This is a genomic window from Cellulomonas sp., assembly GCF_017744555.1.
Taxonomy (GTDB): domain Bacteria; phylum Actinomycetota; class Actinomycetes; order Actinomycetales; family Cellulomonadaceae; genus Cellulomonas.
The window spans coordinates 12424-30443 of sequence record NZ_JAGIBD010000001.1 but is presented as its reverse complement, the minus strand read 5'-3'; the positions used below and the strand labels follow the sequence as shown (position 1 = coordinate 30443).

The 18020-nt window shown below is 72.3% G+C and carries 10 protein-coding genes; 3 read left to right on the top strand and 7 right to left on the bottom strand.

The features are described from left to right. Entirely contained in the window at positions 1-543 is a 543-nt protein-coding gene (locus J7523_RS00110) for a GNAT family N-acetyltransferase (RefSeq protein WP_291880999.1), read from the top strand. Positions 544-571: 28 nt separating this feature from the next. Here J7523_RS00110 and J7523_RS00105 read toward each other — a convergent pair whose 3' ends face one another. After that, positions 572-1798 carry an ROK family transcriptional regulator gene (locus J7523_RS00105; RefSeq protein ID WP_291880998.1) on the bottom strand — a complete coding sequence of 409 codons (1227 nt, stop codon included), beginning with the start codon at positions 1796-1798 and terminating at the stop codon, positions 572-574. A gap of 70 nt (positions 1799-1868) precedes the next feature. Here J7523_RS00105 and xylA point away from each other — a divergent pair, with 70 nt between their 5' ends. Beyond that, positions 1869-3056, top strand: coding sequence for a xylose isomerase (xylA, locus tag J7523_RS00100; protein WP_291880997.1), 1188 nt, complete (start codon positions 1869-1871; stop codon positions 3054-3056). A gap of 134 nt (positions 3057-3190) precedes the next feature. Then, positions 3191-4621, top strand: a complete 1431-nt coding sequence (gene xylB / locus J7523_RS00095; protein ID WP_291880995.1) for a xylulokinase — start codon at positions 3191-3193, stop codon at positions 4619-4621. A 181-nt stretch (positions 4622-4802) separates the two neighbouring features. On the opposite strand, the gene J7523_RS00090 is transcribed toward xylB, so the two are convergent. The 6 genes from J7523_RS00090 to J7523_RS00065 all read right to left on the bottom strand — a co-directional run bounded on the left by J7523_RS00090 (position 4803) and on the right by J7523_RS00065 (position 17839). Next, the gene (locus J7523_RS00090; RefSeq protein WP_291880993.1) at positions 4803-5141 is read right to left on the bottom strand and encodes an Lsr2 family protein; all 339 of its coding nucleotides are present in this window, start codon (positions 5139-5141) and stop codon (positions 4803-4805) included. Positions 5142-5211: 70 nt separating this feature from the next. Further along, entirely contained in the window at positions 5212-5400 is a 189-nt protein-coding gene (locus J7523_RS00085; protein WP_291880991.1) for a hypothetical protein, read from the bottom strand. A gap of 10 nt (positions 5401-5410) precedes the next feature. Beyond that, on the bottom strand, positions 5411-6931 hold the full coding sequence (lysS, locus tag J7523_RS00080) for a lysine--tRNA ligase (RefSeq protein WP_291881642.1): 1521 nt from the start codon (positions 6929-6931) through the stop codon (positions 5411-5413). Between the two features lie 118 nt (positions 6932-7049). Continuing rightward, positions 7050-7979 carry a carboxylating nicotinate-nucleotide diphosphorylase gene (gene nadC, locus J7523_RS00075; RefSeq protein WP_291881640.1) on the bottom strand — a complete coding sequence of 310 codons (930 nt, stop codon included), beginning with the start codon at positions 7977-7979 and terminating at the stop codon, positions 7050-7052. A gap of 210 nt (positions 7980-8189) precedes the next feature. Beyond that, on the bottom strand, positions 8190-12968 hold the full coding sequence (locus J7523_RS00070) for an endo-1,4-beta-xylanase (RefSeq protein WP_291880989.1): 4779 nt from the start codon (positions 12966-12968) through the stop codon (positions 8190-8192). A gap of 272 nt (positions 12969-13240) precedes the next feature. Then, on the bottom strand, positions 13241-17839 hold the full coding sequence (locus J7523_RS00065) for an endo-1,4-beta-xylanase (RefSeq protein ID WP_291880987.1): 4599 nt from the start codon (positions 17837-17839) through the stop codon (positions 13241-13243). Positions 17840-18020 lie beyond the last annotated feature (181 nt).

Genomic DNA, 18020 nt, shown 5'->3' with positions numbered 1-18020 from the left:
ATGGACGAGCCACGGGCCGACGCGCGGGAGGTCACGCCAGGTCCCGGGTGGCTCGTGCGGGCCGCCCGCGAGGACGACGTCGAGGCGATCTGCCGGTTCGGTGAGACGCACGTCCGCGCGCACTACGAGCCGCTGATCGGGCCGGAGCATGCCGATACCCAGGTCGCGCGGTGGTGGAGCACGGCGTACGTCGGCCGCGCCGTGTCGCGCGGCCTGGTCGTCGTCGCACTGGCGGGCGATCGGCTCGCGGGGGTCGCCCAGCGCGGGCACGACGGCATCGACCACGTCCTCTACAAGCTGTACGTCGACCCCCGGGACCGCGGTCTGGGGCTCGGCCCGCACCTCGTCGATGCCATCGAGCGGGACCTGCCGGCAGACGCCCGCCGGCTGTGCGTCGAGCACGTCGCGGCGAACGTGCGCGCCGCGGCGTTCTACGAGCGCGAGGGCTTCACGGTCGAACGCGTCGAGGCGAGCGCGGTCGGCGACCCGGCGCTGGACGTCGTGTGGCGGGCCCGGAGCCTCCACCGAACCGGCCGCGCATGACGCGGATCATTCGCCGACGGCTCCGCGGTCACCGCACCGCGACGGTCTCGGGCTCCACGAGCCACGACGACGGGTCCGCGACGACCTGCCCGAGCACCGCGAGCGCTCCCCCGGTCATCGCCGCGACGTCCCCGCCGCGCGCCACGTCGACGGTCGGCTGGACCCACGGGGCGGCGAGCACCCGGGCGGAGAGCGCGGTGAGCACGGGTGCGCGCAGGTGCTCCGCGAGGCGGGCGTAGGTGCCGCCGAGCACGACGTGCCCGACGTCGACGACGTTGACGACGTTCGCGAGCGCGGCACCGAGCGCGGTGGCCGCGGCGACCAGCGCCGCCAGCGCGTCGGGCTCGCCCGCCCGGGCGGCGCGCAGCAACGGCTCCACGCCCGCCTGCCGGTCGAGGCCCGCCGCGCGCAGCATCGCGTCCTGGCCGGCGACCTGCTCGAGCGTGCGGCCGTCGGCCACGAGCGTGTGCCCGAGCTCGCCGGCCCAGCCGTGCCGTCCGCCGAAGATCTGCCCGTCGAGCACGATCGCGCCACCGATGCCGATCTCGCCGGAGACGTAGACGAAGCTCGGCGGGCCGTCGGCGCGGCGCAGGTCCGCCTCCGCACGGGCGGCCAGGTCGGCCTCGTTGGCGAGCAGCGGCGGGTGCTCGCGCAGCACGGACGACGAGCGGGCGAGCAGGCCGGCGACGTCGACCTCGCGCCACCCCAGGTTCGGGGCGAGCAGGAGCGTCCCGGCGGTGCGGTCGACGAGGCCGGGGAGCGCGAGCGACGCACCCGCGAGGCGCACCGGCCGGGCGTCCGGCACGTCGGCGCCGTGGCCGGGTAGGGCGCCGACGGCGTCGTCGACGAGCGCGCCGAGCTCTGCGAGGACGGTGGCCGGGTCGCTGCCGCGGTGGTCGCCGTGCACGACCCGCTCGACGAGCACGGACCGCGCGAGGTCGACGATGCGGACACCCAGGTAGTCGACGTTGACCTCGGCGCCGACGGCGGCCAGCGTGCCGGACGGCGCGGCGAGCGGCACGGCGGGACGCCCCGCGCGCAGGGTCGGCACGGGCTCGAGCTCGGCGACCAGGCCGGACGCGACGAGGCGGTCGACGAGCGCCGAGACGGTGGCGCGCGCGAGCCCGGTCGCGGACGCGACGTCGGCGCGCGACGGTGGAGGGGCGCCCGTCGCGGCGGCCTCGAGGACCTCGCGCAGGACGATGCCCAGGTTGTGCTCGCGCAGGCTCCCCTGCCGCGCCGGCGTCGACCTCATGGCTTGACCCTAGCGGGATTCGGGGATAAGTTCATCCATACAACAAATCTCGACGCTGAGAGGTTCGACGATGGTCCGCAAGCCCACCCGTGACGACAAGTTCTCCTTCGGCCTGTGGACCGTGGGATGGAACGCGCAGGACCAGTTCGGTTCCGCGACCCGCCCCTGGCTCGACCCGGTCGAGTCGGTCCACAAGCTCGCCGAGCTCGGCGCTTCCCACGTCACGTTCCACGACGACGACGTCGTGCCGTTCGGCTCGGACGCCGCGGAGCGCGACCGCATCCTCGACCGGTTCAAGGGCGCCCTCGCCGAGACCGGCATCACGGTCGAGATGGTCACCACCAACACGTTCAGCCACCCGATCTTCAAGGACGGCGCGTTCACCTCGAACGACCGCCGGGTGCGCCGCTACGGCCTGCGCAAGGTCGTCCGCAACGTCGACCTCGCCGCCGAGCTCGGCGCCGACACGTTCGTCATGTGGGGCGGCCGCGAGGGCGCCGAGTACGACTCGGCCAAGGACCTCAACGCCGCGCACGACCGCTACGCCGAGGGCATCGACACCGTCGCGTCGTACATCAAGGAGAAGGGCTACGGGCTGCGCATCGCCATCGAGCCCAAGCCGAACGAGCCCCGCGGCGACATCCTGCTCCCGACGATCGGCCACGCGCTCGCCCTCATCGCGAAGCTCGAGCACGGCGACATCGTCGGCCTCAACCCCGAGGTCGGGCACGAGCAGATGGCCGGCCTGAACTACACGCAGGGCATCGCCGAGGCGCTGTGGGCCGGCAAGCTGTTCCACATCGACCTCAACGGCCAGAAGTCGATCAAGTACGACCAGGACCTCGTGTTCGGCCACGGCGACCTGTTCTCGGCGTTCGCCACGGTCGACCTGCTCGAGAACGGCTTCCCGGGTGGCGGCCCCCGCTACGAGGGCCCGGTGCACTTCGACTACAAGCCGTCGCGCACCGAGGACTTCCAGGGTGTCTGGGACTCGGCCGCCGCGAACATGGCCACGTACATCCTGCTCAAGGAGCGTGCGCAGGCGTTCCGTGCCGACCCCGAGGTCCAGGCGGCTCTCGAGGAGGCCGGCGTGCTCGAGCTCTCGCAGCCGACGCTCGCCGAGGGTGAGACCCTCGCGGACCTGCTCGCCGACCGGTCGGCCTACGAGGACCTCGACGTCGACGCGGTCGCCGCGCGCGGCTTCGGCTTCGTCCGGCTGAACCAGCTCGCGATCGAGCACGCGCTCGGAGCCCGCTGACCCTCAGCCGTTCCGACTCCCCGCCGGCCGGGTCCGTCTCCGCAACGGGCCCGGCCGGTCCCCTTTCCCCCGGCCGCCCCTCCCCCGATCGTCGCGACGACGCCGTCACGACCCGTCAGTCCCGAAGGAAACCCATGGCTCTCGTCGCCGGCGTGGACTCCTCCACGCAGTCCTGCAAGGTCGTCGTCCGCGACGCCGACACCGGCGCGCTCGTGCGCAGCGGCCGCGCCTCGCACCCCGACGGCACGTCCGTCGACCCCCGCCACTGGTGGGACGCGCTCCAGACCGCCATCGCCGACGCGGGCGGGCTCGACGACGTCGAGGCGATCTCCGTCGGCGGCCAGCAGCACGGCATGGTGGCGCTCGACAAGGACGGCGAGGTCGTCCGCGACGCGCTGCTCTGGAACGACACCCGCTCGGCCTCCGCAGCCCTGCAGCTCATCGACGAGCTCGGCGGCCCGCAGGCGTGGGCCGACGCCGTCGGCTCGGTCCTCGTCGCGTCCCTCACCATCACCAAGCTCCGCTGGCTGCGCGACGCCGAGCCCGAGAACGCCGCCCGTGTCGCCGCGGTCGCCCTCCCCCACGACTGGCTGACGTGGCGGCTCGCCGGGCACGGTCCGGGCTCGGGCTCGACGGGCCTCGACGCGCTCGTCACCGACCGCTCCGACGCGTCGGGCACGGGCTACTGGTCGCCCGCCACGGGCGAGTACCGCCACGACCTGCTGGAGCTCGCACTCGGCCACTCGGCCGCGCTGCCCGTCGTGCTCGGCCCGTCCGAGGCCGGCCCGAAGTCGGCCGTCGGCGCGCTCGCGCCCGTGCTCGGCCCCGGTGCCGGCGACAACGCCGCCGCTGCGCTCGCGCTGGGCCTCGGCCCCGGCGACGTCGCGGTGTCGATCGGCACGTCCGGTGTCGTCTCGGCCGTCGCGCCGACCGTGACCGCCGACGGGACCGGCATGGTCACCGGGTTCGCCGACGCGAGCGGCGCGTTCCTTCCGCTGGCCTGCACGCTCAACGCGTCGCGCGTGCTCGACGCAGCCGCGCGCCTGCTCGGCACCGACCACGCGGGCCTGTCCGCGCTGGCCCTGTCCGCCCCGGCGGGCGCCGACGGCCTCGTGCTCGTCCCCTACCTCGAGGGCGAGCGCACCCCCAACAAGCCGGACGCCACCGGTGCGCTGCACGGCGTGCGGCTCGGCAACACGACGCCCGCGCACCTGGCCCGGGCCGCCGTCGAGGGCATGCTGTGCGGGCTGGCCGACGGCATCGACGCGCTGCGCGCCCAGGGCGTCACGGTCGAGCGGCTGTTCCTCATCGGCGGCGGCGCGCAGTCCGAGGCCGTGCGGCGGATCGCCCCGTCGGTGCTCGGGCTCGACGTGCTCGTCCCGACGCCCGGCGAGTACGTCGCCGACGGTGCCGCCCGCCAGGCCGCGTGGGTGCTGTCCGGCGCCGCCCAGCCGCCCGCGTGGAGCTCCGCGGCGACCGCCGAGACGTACACGGGTGAGCCCGTCGCGCGCGTGCGCGAGCAGTACGCGGCCGTGCGGGACCTCACGGCCGTCCGGCCCGCCTGACGGGCGGGCGCCGGTCCGCCCCCCTCGCGACCGGCGCCCTCCTGGTCCGCGGGCCGGCACACCCCGGTCCGCGGACATGACGAGAGCCCGGCACCCTGACCGTTCCAGGGTGCCGGGCTCTCGAGCTGCGCGACCGCGGGCGGGGGGACCCGGTGGGTGCGCTCAGTCTGTGAGGCTGTGCTCAGTGCGCTGCGTCGTACGCGGCCTTCACCTCGGCCGAGATGCGACCACGCTCCGAGACGTGGTGACCGTTGGCCTTGGCCCACTCACGGACGGCCTGCGCGTCGCCGCTCGCGGCGCGACGGTTGCGGGTGGTGGCACCCGACCGTGCGGACGACGAGCGGCCCCCGACCTTGCGCGCGTGACCGACCCACGACGCGAGCGCGTCGCGCAGCTCGGCGGCGTGCGCCGTGGTCAGGTCGATCTCGTAGGTGACGCCGTCGATCCCGAACGTGACGGTCTCGTCGGCAGTTCCGCCGTCGATGTCGTCGACCAGGGTCACGACAGTCTTCTGCGCCATTGTTCGCTCCGGGGTATGCGATGTGCGAAATGCGGGACTCGTGCAGCATCGCATCCGGGCTAATGCACCGTCAAACGCTCGACGGAGATTCGCCATTCTTCCCGGCGGCTTCTGCCGCGCGTTCCGCGGCATCCATTCTCGCCAAAGCCTGCCGCTCGGTGCGGTCCGCATTCACGAGCGCGCGGATCGCGAGCCAGAACAGGAAGCCGACACCGACCGACGGGATGATCGCGGCCAGCGCCGTGAGCAGCGTGTCCATGCCGTTCTCCTCAGGCCTGCGGCTTGACGAGCGGGAAAAGGATCGTCTCGCGGATGCCGTAGCCCGTGAGCGCCATGAGCAGACGGTCGATCCCCATACCCATGCCACCGGCCGGCGGCATGGCGTACTCCACGGCGGTGAGAAAATCCTCATCGACGCGCATCGCCTCGTCGTCGCCGGCCGCGGCGAGCCGTGCCTGCGCCTCGAAGCGCTCACGCTGGATCACCGGGTCGACCAGCTCGGAATAGGCCGTCGCGAGCTCGAAGCCGCGCACGTACAGGTCCCACTTCTCCACGAGTCCGGGCTTGCTGCGGTGACCGCGCGTCAACGGGCTCGTCTCGACCGGGAAATCACGCACGAATGTCGGCGCGGACAACGCGTCACCGACCCGGTGCTCCCACAGCTGCTCGACGAGCTTGCCGTGGCTGGCCTTCTTCGGGTCGACCTCGACATCGAGCTTCGCCGCGATCGCGCTCAGCTCGGCGAGGCTCGTCTCGGCGGTGATCTCGGTGCCCAGCGACTCCGACAGCGAGTCGTACATGTTGAGCTGCGCCCAGTCGCCGCCCAGGTCGTACTCGGTGCCGTCCGGGAGCGTCACGAGCGTGCCGCCGAGCACCTCCTTGGCGGCCGTCTGCACGAGGTCCTTGGTGAGCTCGGCCATGGTGTCGTAGTCGCCGTAGGCCTCGTACGCCTCGAGCATCGCGAACTCGGGCGAGTGCGTGCTGTCGGCCCCCTCGTTGCGGAAGTTCCGGTTGATCTCGAAGACCCGCTCGATGCCGCCGACCACGGCCCGCTTGAGGAACAGCTCGGGCGCGATGCGCATGTACAGGTCGATGTCGAACGCGTTCATGTGCGTGACGAACGGCCGGGCGGCCGCGCCGCCGGGCTGCGTCTGCAGCATCGGCGTCTCGACCTCGAGGTAGCCGCGGCGGTGGAAGTTGTCGCGCAGCGACCGGACGACGCCCGCGCGCTGGCGGACCATGTCCCGGGCGGCGGGCCGCATGATCAGGTCGACGTAGCGCTGCCGGACGCGCGCCTCCTCGGACAGCACCGTGCCCTCGTAGAGGTTCGGCAGCGGGCGGATCGCCTTGGCGGCGAGCTGCCACGCGTCGGCGAACACGGACAGCTCGCCGCGGCGCGACGAGATGACGCGGCCGTGCACGAACAGGTGGTCGCCGAGGTCGATGTCGGCCTTGAACGCGGCGAGCCGCTCCTCGCCGACCTCCGCGAGGCTGAGCATCGCCTGCAGACGGTTGCCCTCGCCGTCCTGCAGCGTCGCGAAGCAGAGCTTGCCGGTGTTGCGCAGGAAGACGACACGACCGGCGACGCCGACCTCGTCGTCCGTCTCGGTGCCTGCCTCGAGGTCGGGGTGCGCCGCGCGGACCTCGGCGATCGTGTGCGTGCGCGGCACGCCCACCGGGTACGCCTCGACGCCCTCGGCGAGCATGCGGGTGCGCTTCTCCTGCCGGACCCGGATCTGCTCGGGGGTCTCGTCGTCGACCGTGCCGTCGACGAGGTCCGGGGCTGTCACGGGGGCGTCAGGCGTCTCGCTCACCGGGCGATTCTACCGGGGCGACCGGGCGCCCCTCCCCCGTCGGACCGACCGCCGGGGCGACCGTCGAGCCGACCGTCGGGCGACCGTCCGGGCGTCAGGACGCGCTCAGGTCCAGGGCCAGGTCGAGGATCGGCGACGAGTGCGTGAGCCCGCCGACGGAGAGGTAGTCCACGCCCGTCGACGCGACCTCGCGCGCCCGGTCGAGCGTGAGGTTGCCGGTCGCCTCGAGCTCGACGCGACCGGTGGTCGCCTCGCCCGCGCGGACCGCCGCGACCACGTCGGCCAGCACCGCGGTGGGCATGTTGTCGAGCAGCAGGAAGCGCGCGCCGGCCGCGACGGCCTCGAGCGCCTGGTCGAGCGTGTCGGCCTCGACCTGGATCGCGACGTCGGGGAACCGGGTCTGCACCGCCCGCACCGCGGCGGCGACCGAGCCGGCGGCGACGACGTGGTTGTCCTTGACCATCGCGACGTCGTACAGGCCCATCCGCTTGTTCGTGCCGCCCCCGCAGCGCACGGCGTACTTCTCCAGGGCGCGCAGGCCGGGGGTCGTCTTGCGCGTGTCCAGCACGAGCGCGCCCGTGCCGGCGAGCGCGTCGGCCCAGCGGCGGGTGTGCGTCGCGACGCCGGACGCGCGCGACGCGAGGTTCAGCAGCGTGCGCTCCGCGACGAGCAGCACCTGGACCGGGCCGGACAGCTCGGCGAGCACGTCGCCCGCCGCGACCGCGGTGCCGTCCTCGACGAGCTGGTCGTTGGTCGCGGCCGGCAGGCCGAGGCGGTCTGCGACCTGCCGGAGCACCTCCGGGACCACGACGAGCCCCGCGACGACGCCCGGCGCCCGCGCGACCAGCGCCGCGGTGCCCTGCGCCTCCGGCGGGATCGTCGCCTGGGTGGTGACGTCCCGCCCGGGCGCGGCCCCGAGGTCCTCGTCGAGCGCGGTCGCGACGACCCCGGCGACCCACTGCGGGTCGAGCCCGGACCGCGTCGAGACCGTGGCTTCCCCGCGAGGCCGGGGGCTGGAGCCCACGGACTCGGCGGCAACCCCCGGACTCGGCGCGGCGGACGGGACGGGGGCCGGGGTGGAGGTCACGAGCGTCACCGTAGTCGGTGGCAGCCGGGGACGACCGAGGGGCCCGGGGAGCGGCGTGCACCGCTCCCCGAGCCCCTCGCGGCCCACCAGGCCGACCGGCGGGGTACCGGTCATCTCGTGACGACGGCCCACACCGTCGTCACAGCGTCAGCTCCGCAGCTCACCCCCCGGGCGAGCGAACCCGCGGCGGCGGTAGAGCACGAGTGCGACCCCCGACCCGAGCAGGCCGATCGCCAGGGAGATGACCCCTGCGACCTGCGCACCCGTGGCGGCGAGCGTGCCGCTCGCACCCGTCACGGTGATCGGCACCGACACCGAGCTGCCCGACCACAGGCCGCGCACCTCGATGGTGTGCTGACCCGCGGGCAGGGTCTTCGGGATCGTCACCGTCACGGTGTACGTGCCCGTCGAGGAGGCGACACCCCGGGCCAGCAGGACCGGCGTCGAGTGGATCCAGACCTCGACCGGCTCGTTCGGCTGCAGGTGGGTCGCGGTGAGCGTCACCTTGCCGCCGGCCTTGACCGACGTGATCCCGCCCTTGAGGGTCAGCGTCACGCCGTTCGTGCCCGTCGCGGACGGCGACGGCGACGGCGTCGGCGACCCGGAGGCGCCGGGCGTCGGGGTCGTGCCCGGGTCCGTGCCGGGGTCCGTGCCCGGGTCGGTGCCGGGGTCGGTGCCCGGATCCGTGCCGGCCGCGGCGACCAGCCGGCCGACGCCCCAGCGCTCCGTCGTCTGGTACCCCGAGCCCGTGGGCTCGGCCCAGCCGCGGACGGACGTCCGGACGCCGTCGCCCGTGGCGTCGTTGACCTGGAAGTCCAGACCGTGGAACGTCCCGAGGCCGCCGTTGTCGTGCAGGCCGATCGCGGCCTCCACGACGTAGCCCGTCGAGGTCAGACGAGTCGCGGACACGACGTTGGCCTTCTGGTAGCCCTCGTCGCCCGTGCCGACCGACACCTTGTTGTTCGCGGTGATGCGGATCTGGGTGTCGTCGTACCGGTACGAGTCGTTCTTCGCGTTGCCGGGGTCGACGAAGATCTCCAGCGAGTCCGCGAGCCACGGCGAGCCGTCGGCGGCCTGCACGTTGATCAGCGGGTCGGTGACCGTGGCGTAGACGTACAGCGTGTCGCCCTTCCACAGCGTCCGGACGTCGGCCGTCGCACCCGTCGGGTTCGGAGACACGGCGCTCACCTTCGACGTGGTCACCGAGTGGGCGGCCGCCCACGCGGCGTCCTCGTCGCCGTCGATCGTCGGGACCGCGGCGGCCTCGACCGCCTCCAGGTAGGACAGCGGCTCGACGAGGGACAGCGTGCCCATCGCCCCGAGCTTGTTCCAGCCGGTCGTGGTCGAGCCGTCCGTGACCGCGACGTCGAACGACGGCGTGTCGCCCTCCGTCGCGCCGGCGAGCGGCAGGTGCACGACGAGCGCGTACCCGGTGCCCGTGTCCGAGACGGCGGCGGGGAGGTCCCCGCTGCCGTCGCGCTTCACGGTGTAGGCGGTGCCGTCGAGCGTCAGCGTCACGGCGTCCGACGCGTTGTGCGTGCCGTCGTCGACCGTGACGTACGCCGTCAGGTGGTCGGCCGCCCAGCGCAGCTGGAACGCCGTGCCGCCCTCGATGACGTGCAGCGGGAGCTGCTTCCACGTGAGCGCGTCCGTCGCGCCGGCCTGCACCGCGACGTCACCCTGGAACACGGTCGCGGTCCGCAGCGGGGCCGCGAGCGTGCCGTCGACGACGCCGTAGAACGCCGGCTTGGCCTTGAGCTCCTCGTCGAACAGGAGCGGCGCCCCGGAAGTGTTGCGCCAGCTCAGGTTGTCCGTGAGGCCCCACACGGTGGCCGAGAAGAGCTTCCCCGTGGCCGCGTGGAACGAGCGGAAAGCGTCGAACGCCGCCTTGTAGTAGTAGCCCTGGTCGACGAGCTTGGCCTCGGTCACCGGCGTGCCGGTGGTGACGTCGAGCTCGGTGACGGCCTGCTTGAGGGGCAGGTCGGCGAACGCGTCGAGCGTGTCGCCGAGGGTCGCGACCGGCAGCGACATGCTGACGTGGAGCTGGTGGCCCACGCCGTCGAGCGGCACGTCACGAGCGAGGAGCCGCTCGATGAGGTCGTGGTACCGCTTCTGCTTGCCGGGCAGCTCCGAGTTGTAGTCGTTGATGAACAGCGTCACCGGGTGGGCCTGGCCCGCCGCGGCGTACGTGCCGTTGAACGACTCGTTCGCGTACTGGAACGCCAGGTCGATGAACTGCTCACCGAGCACGTCGTGCCAGTGGCTGTTGCGCAGCCCGTCCGGCGTGCCGCCGCTCGTGTCGGACACGGTCTCGTTGACCACGTCGAACGCGTACAGCGGGTTGGTGGCGCTGCCGAACTTGCCGAACTTGTCGCTCAGGTACTTCGCGACGTTGTCGATGTGCGTGCGCATCCGGTCCTTGAGGACCTGCTGGTCGGCCGGGCTGCTCGTGAGCCAACTGCCGTCCGCGTGCTGGAAGAACCAGTCCGGCGTCTGGCCGTGCCACACGAGCACGTGCCCGTAGACCTTCGTCCCGTTGTCGCGGGCGAACGTCATGAGGGCGTCCGCCCCCGCGTTCGTCGTGACGAACGTGTGCGCCGCGTCGCCGGTGTACCAGGACTCCGGCTTCATCGTGTTCTCCGGCGTGACCTGGTCGAAGTGCTTGACCACGAGGTCGGAGTACGGCTTGTCCGGGCTGGAGACCGCGGCACCGACGGCGAAGTCGGTGGTGCTCTTGATCGGGACGAGGTTCGTCTCGATGCCGAGCGGCGCCACGACCGTGAGCGTGATGTCGTCGAACATGAACGGCGAGATGTTGCCGGCCGCGCCGTTCGCCCACCTCGTCTCGAAGTAGAGCTGCTCGGCCCCTGCGGGTGCGACGAACTTGCCCGTCACGTGGACCCACTGCGAGTTCGACATGTCGGCGAACGCGAGCAGGTTGAGGTACTGGTTGCCGGCCTTGACGCTGAAGACGACCTCGCCGGGCGTCTGGTCGGCGGCGAACTTGATCCACGCCGACAGGTCGTACCGGTTGCCGCCGACGAGCACGCCCGCGGTGTCGTGCGCGAGGCCCTGGCCCTGCGACGACCGGTTGCTGACGAGCGCCGACTGCGCGCCGCCGTGCTTGTCCGTCGTGGTGATCGCGGCCGTCGGGCTGCCGCTGCCGGTGTCACGGACGTACCAGCCGTCCATGCCGCTCTCGAAGTCCGTGCTGAGGGCGGTGTCGCCGGGCGCCTGCGTGGGGGCGACCGTCACCGACGGCAGCGTGAACGTCCAGCCGAGGTCGAGGCGCTCCTGGATGACGGCCTGGGCCGCCGCGACGGTGTTCGTGCGGTCGCCGCCACCGTCGTGCATGAGCACGATCTGGCCGTTCTTCATCGAGGTGCGCAGGTTGGACTTGAGGAGCTCGACGTCCGCCTGCGTCGCGGCGTCCCAGTCGTTGATGGTGTTCGTGACCCCGAGCGGCTGCATGCCGAGCGCGACCGCGTCGGCCGCGAGGTGCGAGCCCCACGAGCCGTTCGGGGCACGGAAGAACGGCACCTGCTGGTTCGGGTTGCCGAGGGCCGTCCGGATGATCGCGAGGTTGTCCTTCATCTTCTGCGTGGCCTGCGCCGACGTGAGCGAGCCCATGTCGGAGTAGTCCGTCGAGTGGTTGCACAGGGTGTGGCCGTCGGCCACGATCCGCTGCAGCACCGCGGCGCCACCGGGCGCCGTGACGTTCTGGCCGATGACGCAGAACGTCGCGTGCAGGTTCTTCGACTTGAGGAAGTCGAGCAGCGCGACGGTCGTCGCACCGTTCGGGCCGTCGTCGAACGTGAGCGCGGAACGGTCGCCCGTGCCCGCCGCGGTGGTGACCGGCGTGGTCGTCGGGTTGATCGCGCCGCCGGGCACGAAGGTCGGGTCGACCGGGGTCGTCGTGCTGCCGCCCGCGGTCGTGACGAGGATGTCGTCGACGAGGAAGCTCGGGAGCACGCCGCCGATGGCGTCCGCCTCGATCGAGACCTTCGTGGTGGCCGCGGTGGCCGTGCCGAGCAGCGTGTACGTGCCCGTGACCGTGGTCCAGCCGTTCGCGTCGACCGTCGTCGCGCCGACCCACGTGTACGAGCCGTCGGCGACCGTGAAGTGCGCCTGCGTCGACCCGGTGGTGCCGGCGGCGAGCTTCACGCGCATCGAGAGCGTGTACTCCTTGCCCGCCTCGAAGATGCCCGTCGGGGACTGGATCGTGTCCCACGAGTTCGCCCGGCCGCTGACCGACAGGACCTGGCTGCCGCCGTCGGCCACGATCGCGAGGGTCGGCGAGCCGCTCTGCGACCAGGAGCCGTTGGTGCCGTCCTCGAAGTCCACGGCGGAGACGGTGTCGACCGTCGGGGTCACCGGTGCTGCCGCGGGCTTGGTGATGAGGACGTCGTCGAGCAGGAAGCTCGGCAGCACGCCGCCGATCGCGCCGACCTCGAACGAGACGCCCGTCGTGGACGCGGTGGCCGTACCCGGCAGCGTGTACGTGCCGGACACCGTGGCCCATCCGGACTCGTCGACGTTCGTCGTGCCGACCCAGGCGTACGTGCCGTCGGCGACCGTGAAGTGCGCCTGGGCCGTGCCGGTGGTGCCGGCCGCGAGCTTCACGCGCGCGGACAGCGTGTACTGCGTGCCGGCCTCGAACAGGCCGGTGGGCGACTGCAGGGTGTCCCACGAGTTGGTGCGGTTGGAGACGCTCAGCACCTTGCCGGCGCCGTCGGCGACGACGCCGAGCGTCGGCCCGCCGCTCTGGAACCAGGTGCCGGTGGTGCCGTCCTCGAAGTCGACGGACGAGACGACCACGGGGGCGGGCGCGGCGTTGGCGCCCAGACCCGCCGCGATGGGGACGGCCACCACGGCGACAGCCGCGATCGCACCCCCGATAGTTTCGAACAACCTACGCCGTCTCATCGACGCTCCTTTGCGTGCTCCGACAGGTATCCGGCACAAGGTAGGGGTGCCATCCTGCGGAAACAATGCACGTATCGGGTGATGACCGCGCGATTGATCGGTCTTCCGTCCGACACTTTCGAGAATCGTCCGAAATCCGACACACGATTCACCCGTTCGCCTCGCACGGCGTCGCGCGCCGTGTCCACCACCGGGTGACGACACGGACGCGATCTCCGGACAGCACTGCGCCCCCGGGACCGTGCGGGTCCCGGGGGCGCAGACGGGGGTGGTCAGCTGCGCCTGACCACCAGGGTCGCCGCCGACGAGGTCGCCGAACCGGCCGAGCTCGTCGCCACGGCCCGGTACTGCGTACCGTCACTGCTCGGCTTCACGGCGACGCTGAGCGTCGTGCTCGTGGCGCCGGGGACCTTGGCCCACGACGACGAACCCTTCGCCTTCTGGTACCACTGCACCGTCGGTGCCGGGTACCCGGTCACGCCGACCGTGAACTTCGCGGTCGAGCCCGACCTGGCGGTCACGTCCTTCGGCTGCGACGTGATCGACGGCGCAGTGGGCGCCACCGTCACGGTCGCGGCCTCGGTCGTCGCCGAGCCCAGCCGGTTGGTGAACACCGCGCGGTACCGCGTGCCGTCGGTCTTCGCGCTGACCTTCACCGACAGCGTGGCGCCGTGCCCGGCCGCGGGCCGCCACTTCGACGAGCCCGCCGCACGCTCCTCCCACCGGACCGTCGGCACCGGGTACCCGGAGGCCGCCGCGGTGAGCTTCACCGTCGAGCCGAGCGCCCCGCTCACGGACTGCGGCTGCGTCGTGACGACCGGCTTGGCCTTCGCCACGGTGACCGTCGCCTTGTCCGTGGTCGCCGAACCCTCCGAGTTCGTGAACACCGCCCGGTAGGTCGCGCCGTCGTGCTTGGCGTCGAGCGTGACCGTGAGGTTCGGGCTCGTCGCGCCCGGCACGTCCTTCCACTTGTGCGTCCACAGCCAGCCGTCCGTCAGGACCTGCCACTGGACCGTCGGCGTCGGCGAGCCGGACGCGGCGGCCGTGAGGGTGACCTCCGAGCCGAACGCGCCGGACACCGACTGCGGCTGCTGCGTGACCTGCGGCGCCGCGAGCGGTGGAGCCACCGGCCCGACGAGCTCGGCGACACCCCAGCGGGTCGTGTTCTGGTACGAGCGGCCCGTCGGGTCGGTCCACGAGTGGACCGACGTGCGGACACCCGCGGTGCCGTCGTTGACCTGGAAGTCGACGCCGGTCAGGTCGCCCACGGCCGCGGTGCGGCCGAACTTGATGGACTCCTCGACGACGTAGCCGCCGTCGACGACCTTCGTCGCGCTCGTCAGCCGGTCCCCGATGACGTTCAGGTCCCCGCTCACGGACTGGAAGTTCTCGAAGTTGACCCGGTACTGGCCGTCGTCCGGCAGGTACGAGCCGTTCTTCGCGTTGACCGGGTCGAGGAACGTCTCGACCGAGTCCTGCTCCCAGGCGTTGCTCGAGCCCGCGTCGAGCGACGGGTCCGTCACCTCGAACAGCAGGTGCAGCGCGTCGTCCGTCCACAGCGCCTTGACCTGCGCCGTGGCACCGTCCGCCGCGCCCTCGACGAGCGTCTCCGTCGTCACGACCGGCGCGTCGGCCCACGCCGCGTCGACGTCGCCGTCGATCGCCGGCGCCGCCTCCACCTTCGGGACCGCCACGTAGCCGACGGCCTCGACGAGGTCGAGCGAGCCGAGGTGCGCGCCGTCCTCCTGGTGGTGCGTGAGGTCGTTCCACGACGCGACCGTGCCGGTGGCGCCGTCGGTGGTCCGGACGTCGAACGGCGCGGTGCCGCCCTGCGTCAGGGCCGGGGCCGCGAGCGTCGCGACGACGTCGTAGCCGCCCTCCACCTCCGCGACCACGCCGCCGGCCCCGGTCCGGTCGACCGTGACCTTCGTGCCACCGGCCGTGAACAGGTCGACCTTGTCGGCGGCACCGTCGTTCGTGGCGTCGGCGACGTGCACGAACGCCGTCAGGTGGTCGGCCGACCAGCGGACCTGGAAGCCCGACGCGGTCGTACCGATCTGCGTGTTCGGCAGCAGCGCCCAGTCGTGCGCGTCCGGGCCCGCCGGGTCACCGGCGTGCGCGAGCGCGGACAGCGTGAGCGCCGGCAGCTGCGACGGGTCGGCGATGCCCCAGTAGGCCGGCTTGGCCTGCAGGTCGCCGTCGAACGGCAGCGGCCGGCCCTCGCTGCGCCACGAGCGGGAGTCGTACGGACCCCAGATCGTCACCGCGAACAGGTCGGGGTAGGTGCGCAGCAGGTCGAACAGGTCCTTGTAGTAGTACCCCTGCTGCACGAGCTTGTTCTGCGTGATCGTCCCGTCGACCACGACGTCCAACTCGCTGACGTTCTGCAGGATCGGCAGCGTGCCGAACAGGTCGAGCGTCTCCTTCAGGCTGGAGATCGACGTCGACAGGCTCAGGTGGAACTGGTTGCCGACGCCGTCCACCGGGACGCCCTGGGCGATCAGGTCCTGCAGGAGCGTGAACATCGCCTGCCGCTTGGCGGGCTGCTCGGTGTTGTAGTCGTTGATGAAGAGCTTCACCGCCGGGTCGGTGGTGTCGCCGCCGTTGAACGCCTGGCTCGCGTACTCGAACGCCTTGGCGACGAAGTCCTTGCCGAGGACGTCGAACCACGGGCTGCGGCGCATGCCGTCGGCCTGGCTCTCGTCGATGACCTCGTTGACCACGTCGAACGACACGATCGGGTTGCCGGCCGTGCCGTACTCGCCGTACTTCTCGCGGAAGTGCTCGGCGACGGTGTCGATGTGCGTCTTCATCCGCTGGAGCAGCAGGGCCTGGTCGTCCGCGCTGTCCGTGAGCGGCGTGCCGTCGGTGTGCTCGAAGAACCACGCCGGCGTCTGGCTGTGCCACACGAGCGTGTGGCCGTGCACGCGGTCACCGTGGGCGATCGCGTAGTCGACGAGCGCGTCGGCGTCACCGAACGTGAACGTGCCCTCGGTCGGCTGGATCTCCTCCGGCTTCATGTCGTTCTCGGCGGTGATCTGGTCGTAGTGCTTGCTGACCAGCGTCTCGCCCGTGCCGGTGGTCTCGCGGCTGTCGATCGCGACACCGAGCGGCCACGGCACCACGTCCTGCAGCGACGGGATGCCCGTCTGCACCGGCGGCGCCGTGTTGCCCGTCACCACGACGTCGTCGACGAGGAACGACGACGTGCCCGACGCGGTCTCGAAGTACAGCAGCGCCGTCTCGGCCGCGGCCATCGTGTACTGCGCGCTGATCTGCACCCACGCACCGGACGTGACGCCCGTGGCCGTGGCGATCGTGTCGTACGACGACGTGCCCGCGTTGTCGCGCTGGATGCTCAGGCGCACGTCCGCCGGGTCGGCGGTGCCGTCGGGGAGCTTGACCCACGCCGAGATGTTGTACGTGCGGCCCGTCGCGAAGACGCCGGTCACCGACGCGCCGAGGCCGTGCCAGCCCTGCGTGCGGTCCGCGACGCTCGCGGACTGCGTGCCGCCGTGCGCCTCGGTGGTGCTGAGGCTGACGACGGGGTTGGTCCCGTCACCGCGGGCACCCCACGCGCCGAGGTCCGTCTCGAAGTCGTTGGACAGGGCCGAGACGCCCGACGAGCCGCCGTCGTCCGCGGGGCCACCGACCGGCAGGCTGAACTGCCAGCCGAGCGCGAGCCGCTCGCTCACGACCGTCTTGACGGCCGCCAGCGTGCCGGACCGGTCACCGCCGCCGTCGTGCGTGAGCACGATCTGGCCGGGCTTCATCGCCGTGCGCAGGTTCGCGGTGAGGGTGTCGACGTCCTGCGTCTCCCAGTCGGAGATCGTGTTCGTGACGCCGAGAGGCTGCATGCCGAGCGAGACGGCCGCGGCCGCGACGTTCGAGCCCCAGCTGCCGTTGGGCGCCCGGAAGAACGGCACCTGGGCGTTCGGGTCGCCGAGCGCGTCGCGGATGATCGCGAGGTTCTGCTTCATCTTGTCCTGCGCCTGCTCGAGCGTCAGGCCGCCCATGTCGGCGTAGTCCGTCGAGTGGTTGCACAGGGTGTGCCCGTCGCTGACGATCCGCTTGAGGATGTCCGCGCCGCCGCTGGCCTGGATGTTCTGGCCGATCACGCAGAACGTCGCGTGCAGCCCGTTGGCCTGCAGGTAGTCCAGCAGCTGCGTCGTCGTCTCGCCGTTGGGGCCGTCGTCGAACGTGAGCGCCGCGACGTTGCCCGTGCCGCGCGCGGCGACCGACGGGGTCAGCACCGGGTCGACCGCCCCGCCCGGGACGACCGACGTGTCGGGCGGCGGGACCTCCGCGCCCGTGATCGAGATGTCGTCCACGAGGTAGCTCGGCGAGGTGCTGTCGATGTTGGCCGCCTCGATGTAGAGGGTCGCGGCCGTGGCCGCGGCGGGCTTGGTGTACGTGCCGCCGATCTTGACCCAGCCGTCGGCGGTCGTGGTGACGGCGCCGCCGACCCACGTGTACGCGTCACCCGCGGCCGACGTCTCCTGCACCGTGAAGTGCATGCCCGACGAGCCCGTGGTGCCCGGCGCGAGCTTGACCCACGCCTCGACCGTGTACGGGGTACCCGCCTGGAAGAGGGTGGCGACGCTCGTGGCGGCGCCGTTCCAGTCACCGGTGCGGCCGGTGACCGAGAGGCTGTGCGTCCCCGCGTGCGCGTCGGTGTCCGTGACCGCGAGGGTCACCGGGCCGCGCGGGCCCCACGGGGTGTAGGTGCCGTCCTCGAAGTCGTTGCTGAGGACGACGGTGTCGGCTGCCGAGGCGGGAGCCGCAAGCGCGACACCGGCGATGGGGGCGATGGCCAGCGCTGCCGCTGAGATGCCGACTCCGATACTTTCGACGACCCGAGGTCGCTTCATCCGACGCTCCTTTGCGCAGATCCATGCTGAGGCGTGACCAAGGTACGCATCGTGGTGGATCACCCGCAATGCACGTTTCGTTCGAAACTTGCAGAACGCGGCTTTCAAGTATCGGCGACGCCGATGTGAGCGCGCACATGCTGACGTCCCCGCGTCAGCCGGATCCCGCGAGCGGTGGTCC

Bases quoted from the DNA above. Each gene is read 5' to 3' on its own strand.
- xylB (WP_291880995.1), top strand. From the start codon at position 3,191: ATGGCTCTCGTCGCCGGCGTGGACTCCTCCACGCAGTCCTGCAAGGTC.
- J7523_RS00105 (WP_291880998.1), bottom strand. From the start codon at position 1,798: ATGAGGTCGACGCCGGCGCGGCAGGGGAGCCTGCGCGAGCACAACCTG.
- J7523_RS00085 (WP_291880991.1), bottom strand. From the start codon at position 5,400: ATGGACACGCTGCTCACGGCGCTGGCCGCGATCATCCCGTCGGTCGGT.
- J7523_RS00090 (WP_291880993.1), bottom strand. From the start codon at position 5,141: ATGGCGCAGAAGACTGTCGTGACCCTGGTCGACGACATCGACGGCGGA.
- xylA (WP_291880997.1), top strand. From the start codon at position 1,869: ATGGTCCGCAAGCCCACCCGTGACGACAAGTTCTCCTTCGGCCTGTGG.
- J7523_RS00070 (WP_291880989.1), bottom strand. From the start codon at position 12,968: ATGAGACGGCGTAGGTTGTTCGAAACTATCGGGGGTGCGATCGCGGCT.
- J7523_RS00110 (WP_291880999.1), top strand. From the start codon at position 1: ATGGACGAGCCACGGGCCGACGCGCGGGAGGTCACGCCAGGTCCCGGG.
- J7523_RS00065 (WP_291880987.1), bottom strand. From the start codon at position 17,839: ATGAAGCGACCTCGGGTCGTCGAAAGTATCGGAGTCGGCATCTCAGCG.